Source organism: Gordonia sihwensis NBRC 108236 (assembly GCF_000333035.1).
In the GTDB taxonomy this organism is placed as follows: Bacteria; Actinomycetota; Actinomycetes; order Mycobacteriales; family Mycobacteriaceae; genus Gordonia; species Gordonia sihwensis.
The window spans coordinates 40921-60553 of record NZ_BANU01000029.1; the positions used below are offsets into that span (position 1 = coordinate 40921).

At 68.0% G+C, this 19633-nt stretch carries 19 protein-coding genes; 9 read left to right on the plus strand and 10 right to left on the minus strand.

Annotated features, from left to right (window positions below):
- Positions 1-7: 7 nt before the first annotated feature.
- Positions 8-1363 (plus strand): dipeptidase, encoded by a 1356-nt coding sequence (locus tag GSI01S_RS15550; protein WP_006897561.1) that lies wholly within the window; start codon positions 8-10, stop codon positions 1361-1363.
- A gap of 34 nt (positions 1364-1397) precedes the next feature.
- Here GSI01S_RS15550 and GSI01S_RS15555 read toward each other — a convergent pair whose 3' ends face one another.
- The 4 genes from GSI01S_RS15555 to GSI01S_RS15570 form a co-directional block, all read right to left on the minus strand.
- A complete protein-coding gene (locus GSI01S_RS15555) occupies positions 1398-2261 on the minus strand; it encodes a serine hydrolase (protein ID WP_006897562.1) in 864 nt (287 codons plus the stop codon).
- 179 nt (positions 2262-2440) lie between these two features.
- Positions 2441-3358, minus strand: a complete 918-nt coding sequence (locus tag GSI01S_RS15560) for a serine hydrolase (RefSeq protein WP_006897563.1) — start codon at positions 3356-3358, stop codon at positions 2441-2443.
- A 14-nt stretch (positions 3359-3372) separates the two neighbouring features.
- Entirely contained in the window at positions 3373-4830 is a 1458-nt protein-coding gene (locus GSI01S_RS15565) for a serine/threonine-protein kinase (protein WP_006897564.1), read from the minus strand.
- 44 nt (positions 4831-4874) lie between these two features.
- On the minus strand, positions 4875-5567 hold the full coding sequence (locus tag GSI01S_RS15570) for a TetR family transcriptional regulator (RefSeq protein ID WP_006897565.1): 693 nt from the start codon (positions 5565-5567) through the stop codon (positions 4875-4877).
- 167 nt (positions 5568-5734) lie between these two features.
- Here GSI01S_RS15570 and GSI01S_RS15575 point away from each other — a divergent pair, with 167 nt between their 5' ends.
- The 5 genes from GSI01S_RS15575 to recQ all read left to right on the plus strand — a co-directional run bounded on the left by GSI01S_RS15575 (position 5735) and on the right by recQ (position 11263).
- The gene (locus GSI01S_RS15575; protein WP_006897566.1) at positions 5735-6811 is read left to right on the plus strand and encodes a ferredoxin reductase; all 1077 of its coding nucleotides are present in this window, start codon (positions 5735-5737) and stop codon (positions 6809-6811) included.
- A gap of 5 nt (positions 6812-6816) precedes the next feature.
- A complete protein-coding gene (locus GSI01S_RS15580; protein ID WP_006897567.1) occupies positions 6817-7986 on the plus strand; it encodes a fatty acid desaturase family protein in 1170 nt (389 codons plus the stop codon).
- 154 nt (positions 7987-8140) lie between these two features.
- Entirely contained in the window at positions 8141-9076 is a 936-nt protein-coding gene (locus GSI01S_RS15585) for an alpha/beta fold hydrolase (RefSeq protein WP_006897568.1), read from the plus strand.
- A gap of 46 nt (positions 9077-9122) precedes the next feature.
- The gene (locus GSI01S_RS15590; protein ID WP_006897569.1) at positions 9123-9428 is read left to right on the plus strand and encodes a hypothetical protein; all 306 of its coding nucleotides are present in this window, start codon (positions 9123-9125) and stop codon (positions 9426-9428) included.
- A gap of 8 nt (positions 9429-9436) precedes the next feature.
- Positions 9437-11263 (plus strand): DNA helicase RecQ, encoded by a 1827-nt coding sequence (recQ, locus tag GSI01S_RS15595; protein ID WP_006897570.1) that lies wholly within the window; start codon positions 9437-9439, stop codon positions 11261-11263.
- A gap of 3 nt (positions 11264-11266) precedes the next feature.
- On the opposite strand, the gene GSI01S_RS15600 is transcribed toward recQ, so the two are convergent.
- Entirely contained in the window at positions 11267-12118 is an 852-nt protein-coding gene (locus GSI01S_RS15600) for a putative endonuclease domain-containing protein (RefSeq protein ID WP_174302303.1), read from the minus strand.
- Between the two features lie 154 nt (positions 12119-12272).
- On the opposite strand from GSI01S_RS15600, the gene GSI01S_RS15605 reads away from it, so the two are divergent.
- Positions 12273-12782, plus strand: a complete 510-nt coding sequence (locus GSI01S_RS15605) for a DUF4395 domain-containing protein (protein WP_039867854.1) — start codon at positions 12273-12275, stop codon at positions 12780-12782.
- Between the two features lie 23 nt (positions 12783-12805).
- Here the strand turns inward: GSI01S_RS15605 and GSI01S_RS15610 are convergent, their stop codons facing one another.
- From GSI01S_RS15610 to GSI01S_RS15635, 5 genes are all read right to left on the minus strand, one after another.
- Positions 12806-13768, minus strand: coding sequence for a Ppx/GppA phosphatase family protein (locus tag GSI01S_RS15610; RefSeq protein WP_006897573.1), 963 nt, complete (start codon positions 13766-13768; stop codon positions 12806-12808).
- Positions 13765-14292, minus strand: a complete 528-nt coding sequence (locus GSI01S_RS15615; RefSeq protein ID WP_006897574.1) for a DUF501 domain-containing protein — start codon at positions 14290-14292, stop codon at positions 13765-13767. The genes GSI01S_RS15610 and GSI01S_RS15615 overlap by 4 nt, the downstream gene beginning before the upstream one ends.
- Positions 14293-14658 (minus strand): FtsB family cell division protein, encoded by a 366-nt coding sequence (locus GSI01S_RS15620; RefSeq protein WP_006897575.1) that lies wholly within the window; start codon positions 14656-14658, stop codon positions 14293-14295.
- A 355-nt stretch (positions 14659-15013) separates the two neighbouring features.
- Positions 15014-16297 carry a phosphopyruvate hydratase gene (gene eno / locus GSI01S_RS15630; protein WP_006897576.1) on the minus strand — a complete coding sequence of 428 codons (1284 nt, stop codon included), beginning with the start codon at positions 16295-16297 and terminating at the stop codon, positions 15014-15016.
- 80 nt (positions 16298-16377) lie between these two features.
- Positions 16378-17121 carry a lytic transglycosylase domain-containing protein gene (locus GSI01S_RS15635; RefSeq protein ID WP_051999676.1) on the minus strand — a complete coding sequence of 248 codons (744 nt, stop codon included), beginning with the start codon at positions 17119-17121 and terminating at the stop codon, positions 16378-16380.
- A gap of 308 nt (positions 17122-17429) precedes the next feature.
- Between GSI01S_RS15635 and efeU the strand changes: the two genes are divergently transcribed.
- A complete protein-coding gene (gene efeU, locus GSI01S_RS15640; protein ID WP_006897578.1) occupies positions 17430-18323 on the plus strand; it encodes an iron uptake transporter permease EfeU in 894 nt (297 codons plus the stop codon).
- Between the two features lie 81 nt (positions 18324-18404).
- A complete protein-coding gene (gene efeO, locus GSI01S_RS15645; protein WP_006897579.1) occupies positions 18405-19622 on the plus strand; it encodes an iron uptake system protein EfeO in 1218 nt (405 codons plus the stop codon).
- Positions 19623-19633: the final 11 nt, after the last annotated feature.

A 19633-nucleotide genomic window follows, 5' to 3' on the forward strand; every position in this document is an offset into this window, starting at 1 on the left:
GGATGACATGAGCCTCGTGGACCTCACCCCGGAAACTCTGGCCTCCCGCGTCGACGACCTGATGGATCGCGCTCGCGCCGACCTGGCGCAACTGGTCGCGTTCCCCTCGATCCACATCGATCCCGCTCGCGCCGATGCGAGCCGGGCCAGCGCCGAATGGGTGGCGCGGGCTTTCTCCGAGCTCGGCTTCGACACCGAGGTCATTGTGACCTCCGACGGCTCGCCCGCCATCGTCGGTCATCGCGCCGGCCCCGCAGGCAGTCCCACGGTAGCCCTCTACAGCCATCACGACGTCCAGCCCGCGGGCGATGAATCCTTGTGGCGGACACCGCCTTTCGAACTCGTCGAGGACGGTGGACGGTGGTACGGGCGCGGCAGCGCCGATTGCAAGGGAAACGTGGTGGCTCACCTCACCGCGCTGCGTGCCCTCGGCGACGGGGCCGCGTGCAACGTGCGGTTGATCATCGAGGGCTCGGAGGAGGCCGGGGGCGAGGGACTCGATGAACTCGTCCGCACCCGCCCGGACCTGTTCGACGCCGACCTGATTCTGATCGGCGACACCGGGAACATCGCGGTCGGTGTCCCGACCCTCACCACCAGCCTGCGCGGCGTCGTGAACGTGAAGGTGACCGTCTCCGCTCTGGAGAACGGCGTCCACTCCGGAGCTGCGGGCGGCCCCGCGCCCGACGCGATGGCGGCGCTCGTCGCCGGACTCGCGTCGCTGCGCAACGCTGCGGGCGACACCACGATCGACGGCCTGCGCAGCGACCAGAAGTGGGAGGGCTTCGCATTCACTCCCGAGCAGTTCCAGGAGACCGTCGGCGCACTGCCCGGCACCGAGGTCCTCGGCAGCGGCACGCCTGCCGACATGGCGTGGGCCCGCCCCGCGGTCACCGTGATCGGGCTCGACGCTCCGAGCACGGACGAGTGCGCTGCGGCGATCATGCCGACCGCCGCGGCGATGCTCAACCTGCGCGTGCCGCCCGGCACCGATCCGCGGGAGTCGTACGAGTTGCTCGTCGCTCATCTGCGCAAGCACATCCCGTGGGGTGTGCGCGTGGAGTTCGAACCGGACGCCTTCGGGGGTCCGTTCTCCGCCGATCCGACCGGTCCGGGCTACCGGCAACTCATCGATGCGATGTCGACCGCGTACGACGGTCTGCCGGTGCAGTTCTCCGGTCAGGGCGGATCGATTCCGCTGTGCACGGTGCTCGCCGAAACGGTGCCGCGCGCAGAGATCGCGCTGCTCGGAGTCGAGGAACCGATGTGTGCGATCCACGCTCCCAACGAGAGCGTCGACCCCGGCGAGATCCGTCGCACGGCCCTCACTGAGGCGATTCTCTTGAGTTCGTTCGGTCGCTGAGCCGCCCGGGGACACGCCGGGGACGCAGCCGGGTTCAGCGCACCGGATTCGCAGCCGGCGGGCACTGCCCGGCCGGCATGTTCTTCAGGTTTCGCTGCACCCAGTCGCCCAGGCGAGTCAGCATGGCGGCACCGTCCTCGAAACGTCCGCTCGCGGGGACGGCCACCAGGCTCACGCCGACCCGGCCACGAGGCGTGGTCGCGACCGCGAGTTGCCGCACGACGTACTTGCCGGTCGCGTCCGACACCGGGCCCCAGCCGCCCTTCACTGCCGTCTGAACGCCCTTCTTCCCGTTTGCCAGCCCCCACCGCTGATTCGGTCCCACCGAACTCATATAGGCGAGGAGCGGATCTGATCCGGCCAGGCAGGGCAGATTCGCCGCGAACACCGATTGATCGGTGGTCGCCCACTGGGTGGCGCCGGGATAGCTCGCGGGGCGGCTCAGCTCGGACGAGATCCGCGTCCGAGAGTCACCGCCCTCGCGCAAGACCGCACTGACGGCGTCGATCGCCTGTCGCGTCGAGCCGAGTGAGTCCCAGATCGCCTCGGCCGAAGCGTTATCCGAGTCTCGGATCGACTTGGTCTCCATCGGCTCGAGGCCGGCGACGTGGGCCCGTTCCGCGGCCACCGCAACCGGCGCCTTCAGCGTCGACCACGCCCGCGCCGTCCGCACCGTTCCGAAGAACAGCGGCTCACCGGTTCCCGTCGCGGTGACGGCGAGACCCACGCGCCCAGGATTCGCCTTGACGATGCTCTTGCTGAGCTTGTCGAAGCTCTTACCCAGGTCGACCGGCGGCGGCGGACTCGGAATCCCCGGAATCGCGGGCAACGGCGGAAGCACATTCGGCAACGGCAGCGGCGGTGCGGCCTGCGCCACCCCGCTACCCGCGGCCGTCACCGCAACCGCCGCGCAGACTGCCGCACACCATCGAACCATTCGCAACACAAGCACCTCTTGCAACATTGACAACTTCAGTCACATTAGTGCAGGGCAATCGCCACCGACAGCGTCGTACCGCAGACGCAATCGCAGCGTTGCGGACGTGTTACCGGGGCGGCGGTGTCAGACGGCGGAAGTCACGAGGGGCACCGTCCACCGGGCAGCGCCCCGAGGTGCTTCGAGAGCCACTGGGCGACACCGTCGAGCACCTGGGTTCCGGGCTCCATCGATCCCGCCGACGCCTGGGTGCTCATCGCGACCCCGACCTGCCGGCCGTCGCGCAGCGTGAGCAGACCGATCTGGCGGACCAGGTAGCCGCCGGAGACACTCGGTCCCCAGCCGCCCTTCACCGCGGTCTGGCGGCCCGGTACGGACTCGAGCCCCCATTGCTGGTTACCGGCGACGTTCCGCATCAACGAGACGATCCGCCCGGTGTCGGGCAGGCACGGCAGATGCGCCGAGAACACCGCCGCATCCGCCAGACGCCACGTGGTCTGCCCGAAGACCGTGAACTCCGGGCGCAACCGGCGCGAGGGCACCGTGGTGTGTTCGTCGCCCCCTTCGCGCAGTACGCGCGTCACGGCCGCCGCGGCCTCCGCCGGCGACCCCAGCGACGCCCACAGGGATTCAGCGGCGGCGTTGTCGGAGGCCACGATCGCGGCCGTCTCGGCGTCACTCGGCCCGTTCTTCCGCTGCGCGGCAACAGCCAGAGGCACCTTGATCGTCGACCACGCGACCTGCGGTGACTGGTCACCGAAGGTCATCGCCGCACCGCCGCCGACCGGAACGAGAGCGAGCCCCACGGGAGCGGCCAGCGTCTTGGCCATCGCGTCGAAGCTCGCGGTCAACGCCGCATCGGTCGTCGCCGCCTCGGTGCGCGACGCCGGGCCGACCGGGTCGGACGACGCAACCGGTGAGCCCGCGGTCTCGGTCACCACGACGGTGGCCACCGCGTGTCCGTCGCCGTCGGACGTCCCGCACGCCGCGGTCGGGACCAGGCACGCCACCGCAGCCGCCACCGCGGCCGCCCGGCGTACCGCGGTCCGCCTCGTCACCGTGATCCGCCGAGTCAGAAGATCACCACCACTGCGTTGTTGCCTCCGCGGCACACCACTACTCCATCCTCTGGATTGCACGACATCGTGTAGCTGCGACCGGTCACCGGGCTGTCCGCCACCACGGTGCGAGCCTGTCCCTTCGGCCCGGCCGCGAGATAGGCCGACTTCACGTTGAACGCGAACTCACAGCTGGTGACGCTCGAGGCGACGCCCACCTCCGAATCGCAGTTCGTGGTACCCGGCGGAGGGGTGGCCGCGACAGTGGTCGGCGGCACGGTGGTGGTGATGGTGGTCGACGACGGTGTCGCGGTCGTGCCGGCGCCGCCGGAGTCACGGAAACCGAACCAGTAGACACCCAGACCGATCAACGCCAGCACCAGCAGACCGATCAGCGCCCCGAGCACGACGGGCAGCGCGCGACCGTCGCCGTTCGGCTGCGGCGGATAGTACTGCTGGGGTTGGGAGAACTGGGGCTGCGCGAACTGGGGCTGGGAGAACTGGGGCTCCGGGTAGGCCTGCGATTCCGGCAGCGGCGCCGTCTGCGGGCGGGCCCCGAGGACCGTCGGATCGTAGGCTCGAGGACCCGTCTGCACGGACGTGGTCGGCGCGGACGCACTGTCCGGCCAATGCCCCTCGAGCGCGGCCCGAGCGGCCGCGGCCATCTGTCCCGCCGAACCGAATCGCGCTGCGGGATCCTTCGCCAGACCCCGAACCACCACGGCGTCGAGCTGCGGCGACACCGAAGGCGCCGACTGCCGGGGCGAGGGCACCTCGTTCATCACGGTGGCCCGCACGATCTGGCTGACCGTGGCCCCCGGGAACGGCGGCTTGCCGGTGAGTGTCTCGAAGAGCACCGCGGCGAGCGAGTACACATCCGACATCGCACCGGACGGAACACCGTCGAGTTGCTCCGGCGCCATGTACGCGAGCGATCCGATCGCGGTCCCGGCCTGAGTGAGCCGCGTGTCCGCCGCCTGATGCGCGATGCCGAAGTCGACGAGGTAGGCGAAGTCGGTGGCCGTGACGAGGATGTTCTCCGGCTTCACATCGCGGTGCACCAGTCCGACCGAGTGAGCGGCGTCGAGCGCCTCGGCGATCTGCGAGATCAGCCCCACCGCGTCGGCGGGCGCCATCGGGCCGGTCCGACGCAGCCGCGACCGCAGATCCTCGCCGTCGACGAGCCGCATGTCCAGGTAGAGGACGCCGTCGATGGCACCGTAGTCGTGAATCGGAATGATGTGCGGCTCGCCGAGCCGTGCGACGGCCTGCGCCTCACGCCGGAAGCGCTCCTCGTACGTCTCGTCGCCCGCGAAACGCTCGTGCAGCAGCTTCACCGCCACCTCGCGGTCACGCACCGTGTCGTACGCCCGGTACACCTCGCCCATGCCGCCGTACCCGAGAAGAGCGTCGAGCCGGTAGGGCCCGAACTGCGTGCCGACCCGAGAACCCTGTTGTGCCATGCGGACCATCCTTCCTCATCCCTCCGACAGGGCGTGCCGGGAAGGTCCGGATCTCAGTGAGAGGGCCTCCACGCCGACATGCCGAGGAAGACCATCACCAGTTGTTTCTCGGCGCGTTCGACCAGCGCGCGCTCGGTGGACTCCCGGCCGTCGCCGTCGAGAAGCTCGGCCACCGTGGTCATCATGATCGTGACGATCAGATCGGCGGCGACTTCGAGATCGTCCACGCCCCAATCGGCGAGCGCGGGAACACGGGCCAGGTCGATCGCCAGTTCACGCGAGAACAAGCGCAGCTCGGTCGCGATCGCCCGGCGCACCTCGGCGACGCCGCCGTGGCGTTCACGCACCAGGAAGCGGAACTGCGCCTCGTCGCCGTGGACCTTCTTCAGCAGGGTCGACAGCGACTCGCGCGCGGTCGGCATGCCTCGCCCGGCCAGATCCCGTCTCGCCTCCCGCAAGGCGCCGCGCAGCACCCGCATGGCGTCTTCGACGAGTGTCACGCCGAGGTCTTCCATCGACGCGAAATGCCGATAGAACGCGGTGGGGACGATGCCCGCCCCGCGCGCCACCTCGCGCAGGCTGATGCTTCCGAAAGAACGGTCGTCCACCAAGTCGATCGTGGTGTCGAGCAGCGCCTGCCTGGTCTGCTCCTTCTTCTCCGCACGACTGCCCCCGGACCCCGGCCGCGACCGCTTCGCGCGCACCTTGCGCGGCGTCGTGCCTGGTGAGTCGGGAGAGGAAGTCACAAACCCGAGTCTAGGCGGTCGGGATCGGCGCCCGGTCCCGCGGTGGGCGAGCGCACGTGACGGCAGACACACCGGCAATGCCTTGACACCCCGGCGCGGTCATATGTCATGCTCGTTTGTGTACAGACGTTCACTGAAAGTGAACGACGATCCTCAAAGGAGGAACGATGGCCAGCAAGATCGCCCGCCTCGTCGAGACGATTGTCGAGGCGACCGCCACCCCGTACCCCGTCGATCGTTACCTGGAACTGATCGATCCGATGATCACCTGGCGCGACACACGCGCCAAGGTCACCGACGTCCGCCTGCAGACCGACCGATCGGTCACCCTCACCCTGCGCCCCACCCGCCAGTGGTCAGGCCATCGCGCAGGGCAGTACATCGAGGTCAGCGTCGTAGTCGACGGCGTCCGCCACCGTCGGTTCTTCTCCCCGGCCAACGCCGAGCAGAAGGCCTCGGAGATCGAGTTGACCGTGACCGCGCACTCCGGCGGCTTCATCTCCCGCTACCTGCGCGAGCAGACCCGCCCCGGCACGGTCCTCACCCTGAGTTCGGCCACCGGAGAGTTCGTCCTCCCCGACGTCCGCCCCGACCGGACAGTGCTCGTCAGCGGCGGCAGCGGGATTACACCTGTCCTCTCAATGTTGCGCACACTGATTGCCGAAGGACACGACCGTCCGGTCACCTTCGTGCACTATGCGCGCACACCGGAGGACGTTCCCTACCGCGCGGAACTCGACGCGCTCGATCGCACCCTGAACCACGTTGACGTGCGACTTCACTACACCCGCACGGATACTCCCGAGCACTTCCACGACGACCACTTGGACGGCGTCGCCGACGTCGACGGTGCACAGGTGTTCCTGTGCGGCCCCCCGGCCCTGATGAACGCGGTTCGCGAGTACGCGGACCGGCGCGACCTGGCCGACCGACTGCACACCGAAGCATTCACCGTCGACACCTCGCCGGTACTCGACCCCGACCAGCCGATCACCGGCGACGTCACTTACACCGAGTCGGACGTCACCACACCGAACGACGGTCGCACGCTGCTCGAACAGGCCGAAGCGGCCGGGCTGCGTCCCGAGTACGGATGCCGCATGGGCATCTGCTTCTCCTGCACCAAGGTCCGCAAGACCGGGTGCACCCGAAACATCCTGACCGGAGAGCTCGACTCCGAGCCCGATCAGCACATCCAGATCTGTGTCAACGCCCCCGTCGGCGACGTGGAAATCGAGGTTTAGCAGCAATGGCCATCAATATCAGCGACTACTTCCGCACCGAGACCGCCCCGGCGGCGGGCACCCGAGTCGACCTCAGCTACGAGCAGGTGGAGCAGTTGGGCCGGGAGCTCGACGAACTCCGCGCACGTATCGTGGCCGACCTCGGCGAGTCCGACCGCGAGTACATCTACTCGATCATTCGCGCGCAGCGGAAGCTCGAGTTCGCCGGCCGCGCGGCGATGTTCGTTCCGTTCCTTCCGCCGGTATGGCTCGCCGGCGTCGCGTCGCTCGGGATCGCGAAGATCCTGGACAACATGGAGATCGGCCACAACGTGATGCACGGCCAGTACGACTGGATGCGGGAGGACACCTACAACTCGCGCGAATTCGACTGGGACAACGTCTGCCCCGGCGACCAGTGGAAGCACAGCCACAACTACCTGCACCACACCTTCACCAATGTGCTCGGCGAGGACCGCGACATCGGCTACGGAATCCTCCGCATGGCACGCGACCAGAAGTGGCACCCGTACTTCCTCGGGAACCTCGCCTACGCCACCGCGCTGATGGTGCTGTTCGAGTGGGGTGTGATGCTCCACGATCTCGAGGCCGAGAACGTCATCCAGGGCAAACGCAAGTGGAGCGACGTCAAGGGGCTGCTGGGCGGAATGTGGCGCAAGGCGCGCAAGCAGGTCGCCAAGGACTACATTCTCTGGCCCGCGCTCACCGGACCGTTCTTCGTCTCCACCCTGGTCGGCAACGCCGGCGCCAACCTGGTCCGCAACATCTGGGCGTACTCGATCATCTTCTGCGGTCACTTCCCCACCGGCGCTCAGACCTTCACCGCCGAGGAATGCGTCGACGAGACCAAGGGCCAGTGGTACGTGCGGCAGATGCTCGGGTCGGCCAACATCACCGGCGGCCGACTCTTCCACATCATGAGCGGCAACCTCTCCCACCAGATCGAGCACCACCTGTTCCCCGACGTCCCGGCCAACCGCTACCCGGAGATGGCGGTCGAGGTCCGCGCGATCTGCGAGAAGTACGGTCTGCCGTACAACACCGGTCCGCTCCGCAAGCAGCTCGGCTCCACGTGGATGAAGATCGCGAAGCTGTCGCTGCCGAACTGGATGACCCGCGACGACAACGACATCGTGGTCAACATCGAGCGTTCGAAGGCCGTCGACGCCGCCTGAGGGTCGGACACGACTGAAATCGTCCCGTCGACGGTGCACCGAGGGCAATATGCCCTCGGTGCACCGTCTGCGGGACGTTTTCGGTCGCCGGCGGATACATTCGGCGCATCCCCACCGGCCGTGACCGGTGTCCTCCGACAGTCAGGACTCTCCCGTGGCACTCACCGAATTGACCTTCACCTCCCACAACGGGCGCGACACCGTGCACGGCTGGATGTACCGGCCCACCAGACCGGCCCGGGCCGTCGTCCAGCTGATCCACGGTCTCGGTGAGCACTCCCGCCGGTATCTGCATCTGATCGGCCGGCTCCTCGATGCCGGATTCGCAGTGGTCGCCGACGACCACGCCGGACACGGCAAGACCGCGATGGAGTCGGGGTTCTGGGTCGACACCGGCGACGACGGGGCCGCGACCGCCGTCGCCGACGAGCTCACGCTCATGGACATCGCACGCGCCGAGTATCCGGACCTGCCGCACGCGGTGTTCGGCCATTCGTGGGGATCGATGATCGCCCGCGGTCTGGCCGCACAGCGCGGCGACGATCTCGACGCCCTGATCCTCTGCGGCATCGCCGCGCAGATCAGGGGTATCGAGACCGTGGTCGATCGCGGGGCGCTCGCCGCCGAGCCCGACCGCAGCGCCGCCGCCTCCCCGGAGATCGTCGGCGCCGTGTTCGACGGATTCGTCTCCCGTTACGGCGACGGAGCCGGTCCCACCGACTGGGTGGCCCGCGACCCCGACGTGGTGCGCGATCACTCGGTGGACCCGTTCAACAATTTCGGCGCGCCCATGAGTGTCCGGTTCCTGCAGGGATTCATCGACCTCTACGACCAGGTGAACAGCGACGAGTGGTATCCGCAGATCCGCCGCGACCTCCCCGTCTTGATCCTCGCGGGCGACCAGGACCCCGTCACCGACTACGGTGAGGGCGCCTATCACGTCGCCAACCGGCTCGTCGCGACCGGCCACGCCGACGTGCGCACCCGCGTCTACACCGGCTTCCGCCACGAGGTGCACAACGAGCCGGAGATCCGCGACGAGGTCGAAGGCGAGATCGTGGCATTCGTCGAGAAGTCGCTTCGGCGGTGAGGCTTACCATTGGTCTTCAGCAGGGCACCGGCAGGAGGGACGAGAAGTGGTCGGACGTGCAGAACGGAACAAGGATCTGATCCAGGAGGTGGTCGAGAGCGCCGCGCATCGGGTCGGCAACATCACGTCGATCATCACCACCGCCGTCGCCGACGTCGCGCGAGAGATCGGCGAGTTGGTCACCGACGGGTTCGAGATGCGCGAGGCGGCCAAAACCGCACGGAACGACTCCGAACCGGAGGCGAAGCCGAAGACCCCACCGGAGGAACTCGACTCGCTGAACGGCTACGACGACGACACGGACGAGGATGCGGACGCCGACGACGGCGGCTCCGGTCGAGAGGACCACTGAGCGACATCGTGCCCGACCAGTATCAAGTCCTCCGGGACGTCTTCGGCTACTCGGAGTTCCGCGGCGACCAGGAGCAGATCGTCTCGCACGTGATCGGCGGAGGCGACGCCGTCGTGCTCATGCCGACCGGCGGCGGCAAGAGCCTCTGCTATCAGGTGCCCGCGCTCGTCCGTGAGGGGTGCGCCGTCGTCGTCTCGCCGCTGATCGCGCTCATGGCCGACCAGGTGGGAGCTCTGCGCCAACTGGGCGTCCGCGCCGCCTACCTGAACTCCACTCAGCTCCCCGAAGAGCGAGCGGAAGTCGAAAGAGCATTCCTCGCAGGCGAACTCGACCTGATCTACGTCGCCCCCGAACGGCTGAGCCAACGGGGGACTCGCGAGTTCCTGGCGCGCGGCACGCTGTCGCTGATCGCGATCGACGAGGCGCACTGCGTCTCGCAGTGGGGCCACGACTTCCGGCCGGACTATCTGGCGCTGGGAGAGCTGGCGGACATCTGGCCGGACGTTCCGCGAATCGCGCTCACCGCGACCGCCACCCGCCGCACGCACGAAGAGCTCACCGCGCGGCTGCACCTGGAGGGCGCACGCCACTTCGTCTCCAGCTTCGACCGGCCCAACATCACCTACCGCATCGAGCCCAAGGCGCAAGCCAACAGGCAACTGCTGGAGTTCATCCGAACGGAAGGCGTCGTCGACGGCGAGCCCGCGACCGGCATCGTCTACGCGCTGAGCCGCAACAGCGTCGAGAAGATCGCCGAGTTCCTCCGCGCGAACGACGTCGACGCGCTGCCCTACCACGCGGGACTCGACCGCCGGGTGCGGGAGGACACGCTGCACAGGTTCCTGCGCGAGGACGGGATCGTGGTGGTCGCGACCATCGCCTTCGGCATGGGCATCGACAAACCCGATGTGCGCTTCGTGGCGCACGTCGATCTTCCGAAGAGCATCGAGGGTTACTACCAGGAGACCGGACGCGCCGGCCGCGACGGCCTGCCGTCGGTGGCGTGGATGGCCTACGGGCTCGCCGACGTCATGAACCAGCGGCGCCTGATCGACCAGTCCGACGGCGACGCCGCACGGCGCCGGGTGCAGTCGCAGCTGCTCGACGCGATGCTCGCACTCTGCGAGACGGCGACGTGCCGGAGGCAGCAGTTGCTGGGGTACTTCGACCAGCGGATCGAACCCTGCGGCAACTGCGACACCTGTCTGAACCCGCCGAAGACCTGGGACGGCACGGTGCCGGCGCAGAAGCTCCTGTCGACCATCTTCCGGCTCGACCGCGACTTCAACCGGTCGGCCTATGGCGCCGGTCATCTCATCGACATCCTGCTGGGTGTGGACAACGCTCGTATCCAGCAGCAGGGCCATGATCGCCTCACCACCTACGGCATCGGCACCGAACTCGACGCCAGCGGATGGCGAAGCGTGGTCCGCCAGCTGGTGGCTCTCGGAATCATCGCTCCGCAGGGCGATTACGGAGTGCTGCGCCTCACCGAGAAGGCCGCCCCCGTTCTGCGCGGTGAGACCACGGTAATGCTCCGCGAGGACACGAAGGCTCCGGCACGCTCCCGGAAAGCCGCACGCTCGAGCGCACCGGACCTGCCGGACGCCGACCGCGGACTCTTCGAGGCACTGCGCCGCTGGCGCTCGTCCGTCGCGAAGGACGCGGGGCTGCCCGCCTACACGGTGCTCGGAAACAAGACCCTCGAAGAGCTCGCACGTGCGAAACCGTCCAATCACGAAGAGCTGCTGGCGATCTCCGGTATCGGGCAGAGCAAGCTCGAGAAGTACGGCGACCAGGTCCTGGAGGTCCTGGTCGATTTCGAGTCCGCGTAGCGGTCAGTCGACCGCAGTGCTGAGATCAGTACCGTCACTGCCGTCCTCCGGCGATGTTCCCTCGCCGGTCGACATAAGTACTGATCTTTGCAGCATCGCCCGGTGCTTCGCCGAGCGTGCCCGGTGCCGGTCCCTGGCGGTGACGGCTTTGATGTCGGCGAGGACCGCGTCCCAGCCGTAGAGCACGTCGTCGTAGGTCAGGCGCAGCGTGAGCCACCCGTCCACCAGAGCGCGGCGGTCGCGGCGGCGGTCGTTCGCGTACCCAGTCCGGGTGGCGTGGTGCAACACGCTGTCGCACTCGATCAACAGTCTCCCGATCCGCAGATCCGCCCACCCGACGCCCTCCACATACGGCTGGACCGTCACATCGAACCCCGCCGACCGCAGCCGGACACGGGCGATGCTCTCCGTCCCGGACTGCGCCCGCCGATCAGTCTTCGCTATCCGCCGTTCCACCGTCCGCCCGGCTCCGCGCAGCTCGGATCGGAGATCCGCACGCGTCTTACCCGTGAGATTCAGGTACGAGTCACCGACCGCGATCCATTCCTCGTCGGAGAGGCAGCGTGCGGCGTACGCCAACGCGACGGGAACCGGATCGACAGCCCGCGTCGCCGTCCGCAGTGAGCCACCGAAAGGCCGACAGGCGACGTTGACGCCGGTCAGGTTCGTGCTCCTTCTCAAGTGCAGACCGCCGTGTCCCGGCGGCACCCACAACTCGTGAAAGCGGAGAGCGTCGACGCAGGTGAGCACTCCACCGTCACGGACCGCCGCAGCCGCCCTCTCGTCGTGAGCCGGGAGCGCGAACCACCCAGCCCGCAGACGCACCAGCGATCCCCCGCGTACCGGTTCCGGCACGCGCCGTCGTCGAGCCACGACCGCGCCGCAGGCCTTCGGCTCACGGTGAGTCAAAATCTTGGATCCGAAGTCCACCGGCCTTATCGTGAAGCGTCATCGCTTGATTGGAGTACCCGTGACCGACTCAGACGTCTTCACCCAGGTCGATTCGTCGATCGCCGTCGCGGAGACGCCGTCGTGGCACCGCGGTGTGTTCGACTTCCCCAACCCGGTCAACGACTACGCGGCACGCTCGACCGCCGGTCTCGTCATCGCGCTCGCGATCGTGGCCATCGCCGTCGATAAGCCGTGGCTGTACGGGCTCCTGGCCCTCGGTTTCGCCCTGCGGGTCGCGGGCGGCCCGCGGTACTCGCCGTTCGGCAGGCTCGCCGTGCATGTCATCGTGCCGCGCGTTTGGAAACGCACGAAGATGGTTCCCGGACCGCCCAAGCGGTTCGCCCAGACCATCGGCCTGGTCTTCTCCGGCTGCGCGTTCGTACTGTCTGCGGCCGGTTTCGGTCTCGCGGCACAGATCGTCGTCGGGCTGTTGATCGTGGCGGCGGTCCTCGAGTTCGCCTTCGGTCTCTGCCTCGGCTGCATCGGATTCGGACTGCTCCAGCGCGCCGGAATCATTCCGGACAGCGTCTGCGAGGCCTGCAACGACTTCGGCCGCAATCGGGCCTAGAGGCGGGCTTGCGGCCGCCTCCCTCAGCGAGCGGCCAGACCCAACGCGATCCCGTCCAGGATGTCGTGCTCCGAGACCACCATCTCGGTGATGGCGGCACGGTCGGCCAACTGTCGCGCCAGCTCACGGGTCACGAGCGCGCCGCCGCCGATGACGTCGGCACGCCCCGGATGCATCGGTCCGAGCGCCAGCCGCTCCTCGCGTGTCATCGCGACGATGCGTCCGCAGAGGACGTGAAGTTCCGCCAGCGGGATCCGCGAGTGGTGGATCACCTCGGGGTCGTACTCGGTGAGACCGGCGTGAAGAGCCGCGAACGTCGTCAACGTTCCGGCGACCCCCACCCACGTGCGCGCGGGGCCGACATCGACCGCGGCGAACGCCTTTGAGAGTTCCTCCGCCGCGATCGCCGCGGCACGGGCGCGCTCGTCCAGGGTCGGCGGATCGGACGCGAGTGCTCGTTCGGTGAGTCGCACGCAGCCGATGTCGGCGGAGTACGCGCCGGCCACGACCGCCTGCCCTCGCGACACCGAGCCGACGACGACCTCGGTGCTGCCCCCGCCGAGGTCGGTGACCACGAAGGGACCGTCCGCCGGGTCCAGCCCGCCGACGGCGCCCCGGAACGACAGCCGTGCCTCCTCGTCACCGGAGATCACTTCGGCCACCGCGCCCTGCTGCACCTTGCCGAGCAGTTCGGCCGTCATCGCGAAGAACTCGTCGCGGTTGCCCGCGTCCCGCGTCGCGGACGTCGCGACCATGCGGACTCGCTCCACCCCGGCCGCGACCATCGCCTCGACGTAGCCCGCCAGCGCCGCGCGGGTGCGCTCGATCGCCTCGTCGGCGAACTGGCCGGTCGCGTCGACGCCCTGCCCCAACCGCACCACCAGCATGTCGCGCCGGACGTCGGAGAGCGCTCCGTTCTCGTCGACGTCGGCGATCAGCAGCCGGATCGAGTTGGTGCCGCAGTCGACGGCGGCCACCCGGGTCACGCGCCGGCCTCGTCGGAATCCGGTGCGTGCAACGGCCAGTCGGCGGGCACGGCGATGCCGCGGAGCTTTTCGATGTCGGCGAGCAGTGCGACGGCCTCGTCGCCCAGCGGGTTGACGCCCGGCCCCTTGGCCAGTGAATGCGCCACCAGCACGTGCAGGCACTTCACCCGATCGGGCATGCCGCCGCCGGCGAAGTCGGTGCCGAGCGATTCGATCGCGTCACGCTCGGCGAGGTAGCTCTCGTACGCCGCGCGGTAACCGGCAGCGAGGTCGGCGTCCTCGGCCAGCCGTGAGGTCATCTCGCGCATCACGCCACCCGACTCCAGACGGCTGCAGGCCCCCGTCAACCGCGGGTCGGTCAGATAGTAGAGCGTCGGAAAGGGGGTGCCGTCGGGCAACCGGGGTGCCGTCTTCACGACCGCGGGCTGACCGTCCGGAGTGCGGTAACTGATCTCCAGCACCCCGCGCGGCTCACGTCCCAACTGCTTCGCGACCAGTTGCAGGTCGGCTTCGGTGATGCTCACTTACCCTCGGGTCTCCGGCGGCGTCGACACCGCATCCATCAGATTCTCGTACCACGGCGTGGCTTTGCGTTGACGCTCCGCAGCCTGCTCCGCCTCTTGCTGCTGGCGCGTCGGGTTGATGATGACGATCGGCTTCTCGCCCTTCGGCACGTACTGCAGACGCTGCCGCGCCTGCGCCTCGATGTACGCCGGATCGCTCTGCTGCGCCAGCTTGTCCTTGTACTGCTGAGTCTCCCGCCGCAGCTGCGCATTCGACTCCTGCAGCTGGTTGAACTCGTTGCGCTGGGCGATGTAGGTCCGCACCGGGACGGCGAGCGTCAGCATCAGGAAGATCGCCATGCCGACCGCGATGCCGACTGTCGTCACGCTGACGCCGCGACGCTGCGCGAACAGGACGAGCCGGGACGGCGACGCCGGGAGGTCCCCGGACGCATTGCCGCGAGGACGCTCCGAGGTGCGACGACGGCGAGCGCCGGCATGGGAGGCGCCTACCGACGCGCCGCCGAGATCAGCACGCGGATCGCCGTCACCGGCCGACTCGCGGGGCGCGGTCGGCTGGGGCGGAACAGCAGAGTCGCGAGACCGGGTGCGCCGCTGGTCGGGACGCGATCGACGCGACGAACTCGCCGGCCGATCGGATCGCCCGCGACTGCTGCGCCGGCGGGCGGCGCCACCGCTCCCCCCGCTCCCGGTCTCGCCTTCTGCCATACCTACTAGCTAATCACGCACCGAACGAAAAGCGCGGGAACGCCAGGTCACCGGCGTAGCGCGCGGCGTCGCCGAGGCCCTCTTCGATACGCAGCAACTGGTTGTACTTGGCGACGCGCTCGCTGCGTGCCGGCGCACCGGTCTTGATCTGGCCCGAGCTGCACGCGACCGCCAGATCGGCGATGGTGGTGTCCTCGGTCTCGCCCGATCGGTGGCTCATCATGGTCTTGTAGCCGCTGTTGTGCGCCAGCGCGACCGCGTCGAGAGTCTCGGTGAGCGTGCCGATCTGGTTGACCTTCACCAGGAGTGCGTTGGCGATCCCCTTGCTGATGCCCTCTTCGAGGCGCTCCGGGTTGGTGACGAACAGATCGTCGCCCACCAGCTGCACCTTGTCGCCGATGGACTCGGTGAGCGACGCCCATCCGGTCCAGTCGTCCTCGGCGAGGCCGTCTTCGATGGACACGATCGGGAAGTCGGTGACCAGCTTCTCGTAGAACGAGATCATCTCGTCGGCGGACTGCGCCTTGCCCTGGAACTGGTAGGCACCGTCGCGGTAGAACTCGGTCGACGCCGAGTCGAGCGCGATGACGATGTCGCTGCCGAACTTGTAACCGGCCTTCTCGACGGCCTCGGCGATCACGCTGATCGCGGCCTCGGTGTTGGGCAGATCCGGAGCGAAGCCGCCCTCGTCGCCCAGCGCCGTGCTCATGCCCTGCTTGTGCAGGACCGACTTGAGCGAGTGGTACACCTCGGCGCCCCAGCGGAGCGACTCGGCGAACGTGGCCGCACCCGTCGGCGCGATCATGAACTCCTGGAAGTCGATGCCGTTGTCGGCGTGCGCACCGCCGTTGATGATGTTCATCATCGGGACCGGCAGGATGTGAGCGTTCGGCCCGCCGACGTAGCGGAACAGCGGCAGACCGGCCGACTCGGCCGCGGCCTTGGCGACCGCCAGCGACACACCGAGCAGAGCGTTGGCGCCGAGGCGCGACTTGTCGGGGGTGCCGTCCAGATCGACGAGGGTCTGGTCGAGGACGCGCTGATCGTCGGCCTCGATACCGATGACCTCGGGGGCGATATCGCCCAGGACTGCCTCGACGGCCTTCTTGACGCCCTTGCCGAGGTAGCGGTCGCCGCCATCGCGCAGCTCGACGGCCTCGTGCTCACCGGTCGAGGCACCCGAGGGAACCGCTGCCCGCGAGAAGGTGCCGTCGTCCAGGACGACCTCGACCTCGACGGTCGGGTTGCCGCGGGAGTCGAGGATCTCGCGCGCGCCTACCTGCTCGATAATTGCCACTTGTCAGCCCCAATTCGATGTTCGATGTCGTCGGGTCGGCGGAGACGCCGACAGATTCCGAGGTCCAGGATAAACGCAGATCAGTAGCGGATGTTCACGGAGTAGGCGTTCGCGTAGTTGCGCACCTTCAACACGTACTCGTCGTGATTGTTGTAGGCGTGCACGGCCGCTTCCCAGCCTTCGGGCGTGGTCATGTCGCCGCCCGCGTACACGCAGAGATACCGCGCCGCCGACAGCGCCGCGTCGTCGATGTTGTCCGGGTCGGCCGCGCCGTCGCCATTCGCGTCCACTCCGTAGCGCATCCACGTCTCGGGAATGAACTGGAACGGTCCCATCGCGCGGTCGTAGGTCGTGTCTCCGTCGAGCCGCCCTTTGTCTGTGTCACGGATCACCCGGTTGCCCTTGGTGCCGTCGAGAGCGGGACCGCGGATCTCCGGGCGCACGTCGCCGTTGGGTGCGACGTTGGCGCCCCCGTGCCTGCCGTGCTTGGTCTCCACCGCGGCGATCCCGGCAAGCGTGGTCCAGCCGATCCCGCACTCGGGATGCTGTTGACGCTGGATTTCGGCGGCGTTGCCGTACGCCTCCAGAGCGGTCAGCGGAATGGCCGTCGCATCGGAGATGGGCATGGCCCACTCACGCATCTTGTCCGCGGTGCGGCCGGGCGAGTTGATGTCGATGTAGGGCTGCTGGGTTCCGACCCCGGGCGGCAGCCCGTCGGGGATGTCCGGACGGTCCCACGGCATCCGGATCCCGCACGACGACAGCGAGACCGCGACGGCGACCGCGATGGGAGCGACCCACCACCGGCGCCGATTGGTCGTCACCGATCGCACAACTCGGGTCACAGGTCCTCATCTCTCGTCACTGCACTGGATCTCTCGTCACTGCCACTCGATCGCACCGCACCGGCTCGCCGGAACGGCCGGGGGTCACGGCGCGCACAAGCCTCGCACACCACCAGACCAACTCCGAAAACGCCGCGGGAGTTCCCGCCGCTGATCCGGTTTACGCATTTCCGGCGTCGATGCAGCTAGAGGACGAATCCGATTAGGAGAGGCTCACCCAACGTGGGTTATCCTTACCGGGTTGTCCGGCCAACCTGACCGGCGGCGCACGGCGGAAGGAAAAGACGGTGACGATGCTCATCGCACAGGGCGCCCCCTCGGTGGTGACCCAGATGGTCGGGAGCGGTCTGATCGGTGTGCGCGAGGGGCTGGAAGCCGGGATCGTGGTCATGGTCCTCATCGCTTTCGCGGTGAAGTCCGAACGCCGCGACTCGCTCAAGTGGATCTGGCTCGGCGTCGCCGCGGCGCTCACGATGATGATCGCGACGTTCCTCATCATTCAGTTCGGTTCGTCGACGATCTCCTCCCTGGGCGCCGAGCTGCTCGCAGGGATCGCGTCCCTGGTCGCCGTCGCCATCGTCACGTTCATGGTTCTGTGGATGCGCAAAGCCGCCGCACATATATCGGGCGATCTGAAGTCGGGGCTGACCAACGCTCTGGCGGTCGGCGGCGCCGCTGTCTTCGGACTGGCCTTCCTGGCCGTCGGACGCGAGGGCTTCGAGACCGCCCTGCTGATGGTCGGGTATGCCGAGAGCGTCTCCGGCGGGGTATGGCCCCTTGTGGGTCTGTTGCTCGGCATGCTCATCGCGGTGGTGCTGACGTGGCTGTTGTACAAGGGCGCCATCGCGATCGACTTCGCCAGATTCTTCACCTACACCGGCTACTTCCTGATCGTCGTCGCCGCGGGCATCCTCGCCTACGGTGTCGGTGCGCTTCAGGTGTACGGCTGGCTGCCCGGCCTCGGCGAAATCGCCTTCGACATCTCGTCCTGGTACGACCAGAGCGCCTGGTACGGCGTGATCCTGGCCGGCATCTTCAACTTCCGCCCGGAGCCCACCGTCCTGCAGGTGATCGCCTGGGCCGGATACATCGTCATCGTGGGCGGGCTGTTCTACGCCCGCGGACGGTCGTCGACGCGCAGACCCGAGGCTGCCCCCGCCACGCTGGAAGAGGCCTCATAAGCCGCATCGCCCGGGCGCACTCCCGTCCTCCCCCACCACGCCGACTCCGACTCACCGCGTGGACACCGTGAAAGGAACACCATGGTCAAGCTCTCCCCCGTTCTGCGGAACGTCGTCGTGCTCGGCGCTGTGGCCGCCACGCCGCTGGCACTGGCCGCATGCGAGGCGAAATCGTCCGGCGACGGCGCGGTGACTGTGACCTCGTCCAACGACGGCTGCGAACTGTCGACCACCGATCTGCAGACCGGCACCGCGAACTTCGAGATCAGCAACGCCGGATCCAAGGTCACCGAGTTCTACGTCTACGGCAAGAACAATCGCGTCCTCGCCGAGGTGGAGAACATCGGTCCGGGCCTCAAGGGCAAGCTCAGCGTGGAGTTCAGCGAGCCGGGGACCTACACCGTCGCGTGCAAACCGGGCATGGTCGGAACCGGCATCCGACAGAAGATCGAAGTGACCGGCGAGACCAAGCAGAAGAGCCAGGCTCCGGCCGATGTCGAGGCCGCCAAGCAGCGCTACCTCGAGTACGTCCGCGGCCAGCTCAACGGATTGGTCGCACAGGTGCAGACCTTCACCGGCGACGTCAAGAGCGGCGATCTGGATGCGGCTCGCAACGGCTTCGGCCTGGTCCGCACGTTCTACGAGCGCATCGAGCCGGTCGCCGAGTCGTTCCCCGACCTCGACCCCAAGATCGACATGCGCTGGGACGACACCGAGGACGGCAAGCAGGAGTTCACCGGATTCCACCGCATCGAGCGCTTCCTCTTCCCTCCGAAGGCCGATGAGGTCGGCGAAGCCGAAGGTCAGGTGGCGCCCGCGGACGCCGCCGCCGCGAAGACCGCCGATTCCAAGGCCGCCATCGACAAGGCCGCCGATCAGCTCCTGACCGACGCGACGCAACTGCGCGACGAGGTCTCCGCCCCCGGTTTCGAGTTCGAGACGCAGATGTTCGTCCACGGCCCGCAGGCGCTGATCGACGAGATCGCCAAGACAAAGGTGGCCGGCGAGGAGGATCGCTACAGCCACACCGACCTGTGGGACATCGCCGCCAACATCGACGGCTCCGAGACGCTGATCGCGGAACTGCAGCCGATGATCTCGGCGCGCGACCCGAAGCTGATGGACAAGATCACCGCTCAGTTCGCCGACGTCCGGTCGTTCATCGACCAGTTCCGCGAGGGCGACGGCCACGCCTCGTACGACAAGGTGTCGCCGGCACAGCGCAAGGAGTTGTCGGACAAGGTGGACGCCCTCTCGGCGACTCTGTCGCAGGTGCCCGGCCTGGTTCTGCAGAAGTGAGCGGGAATACG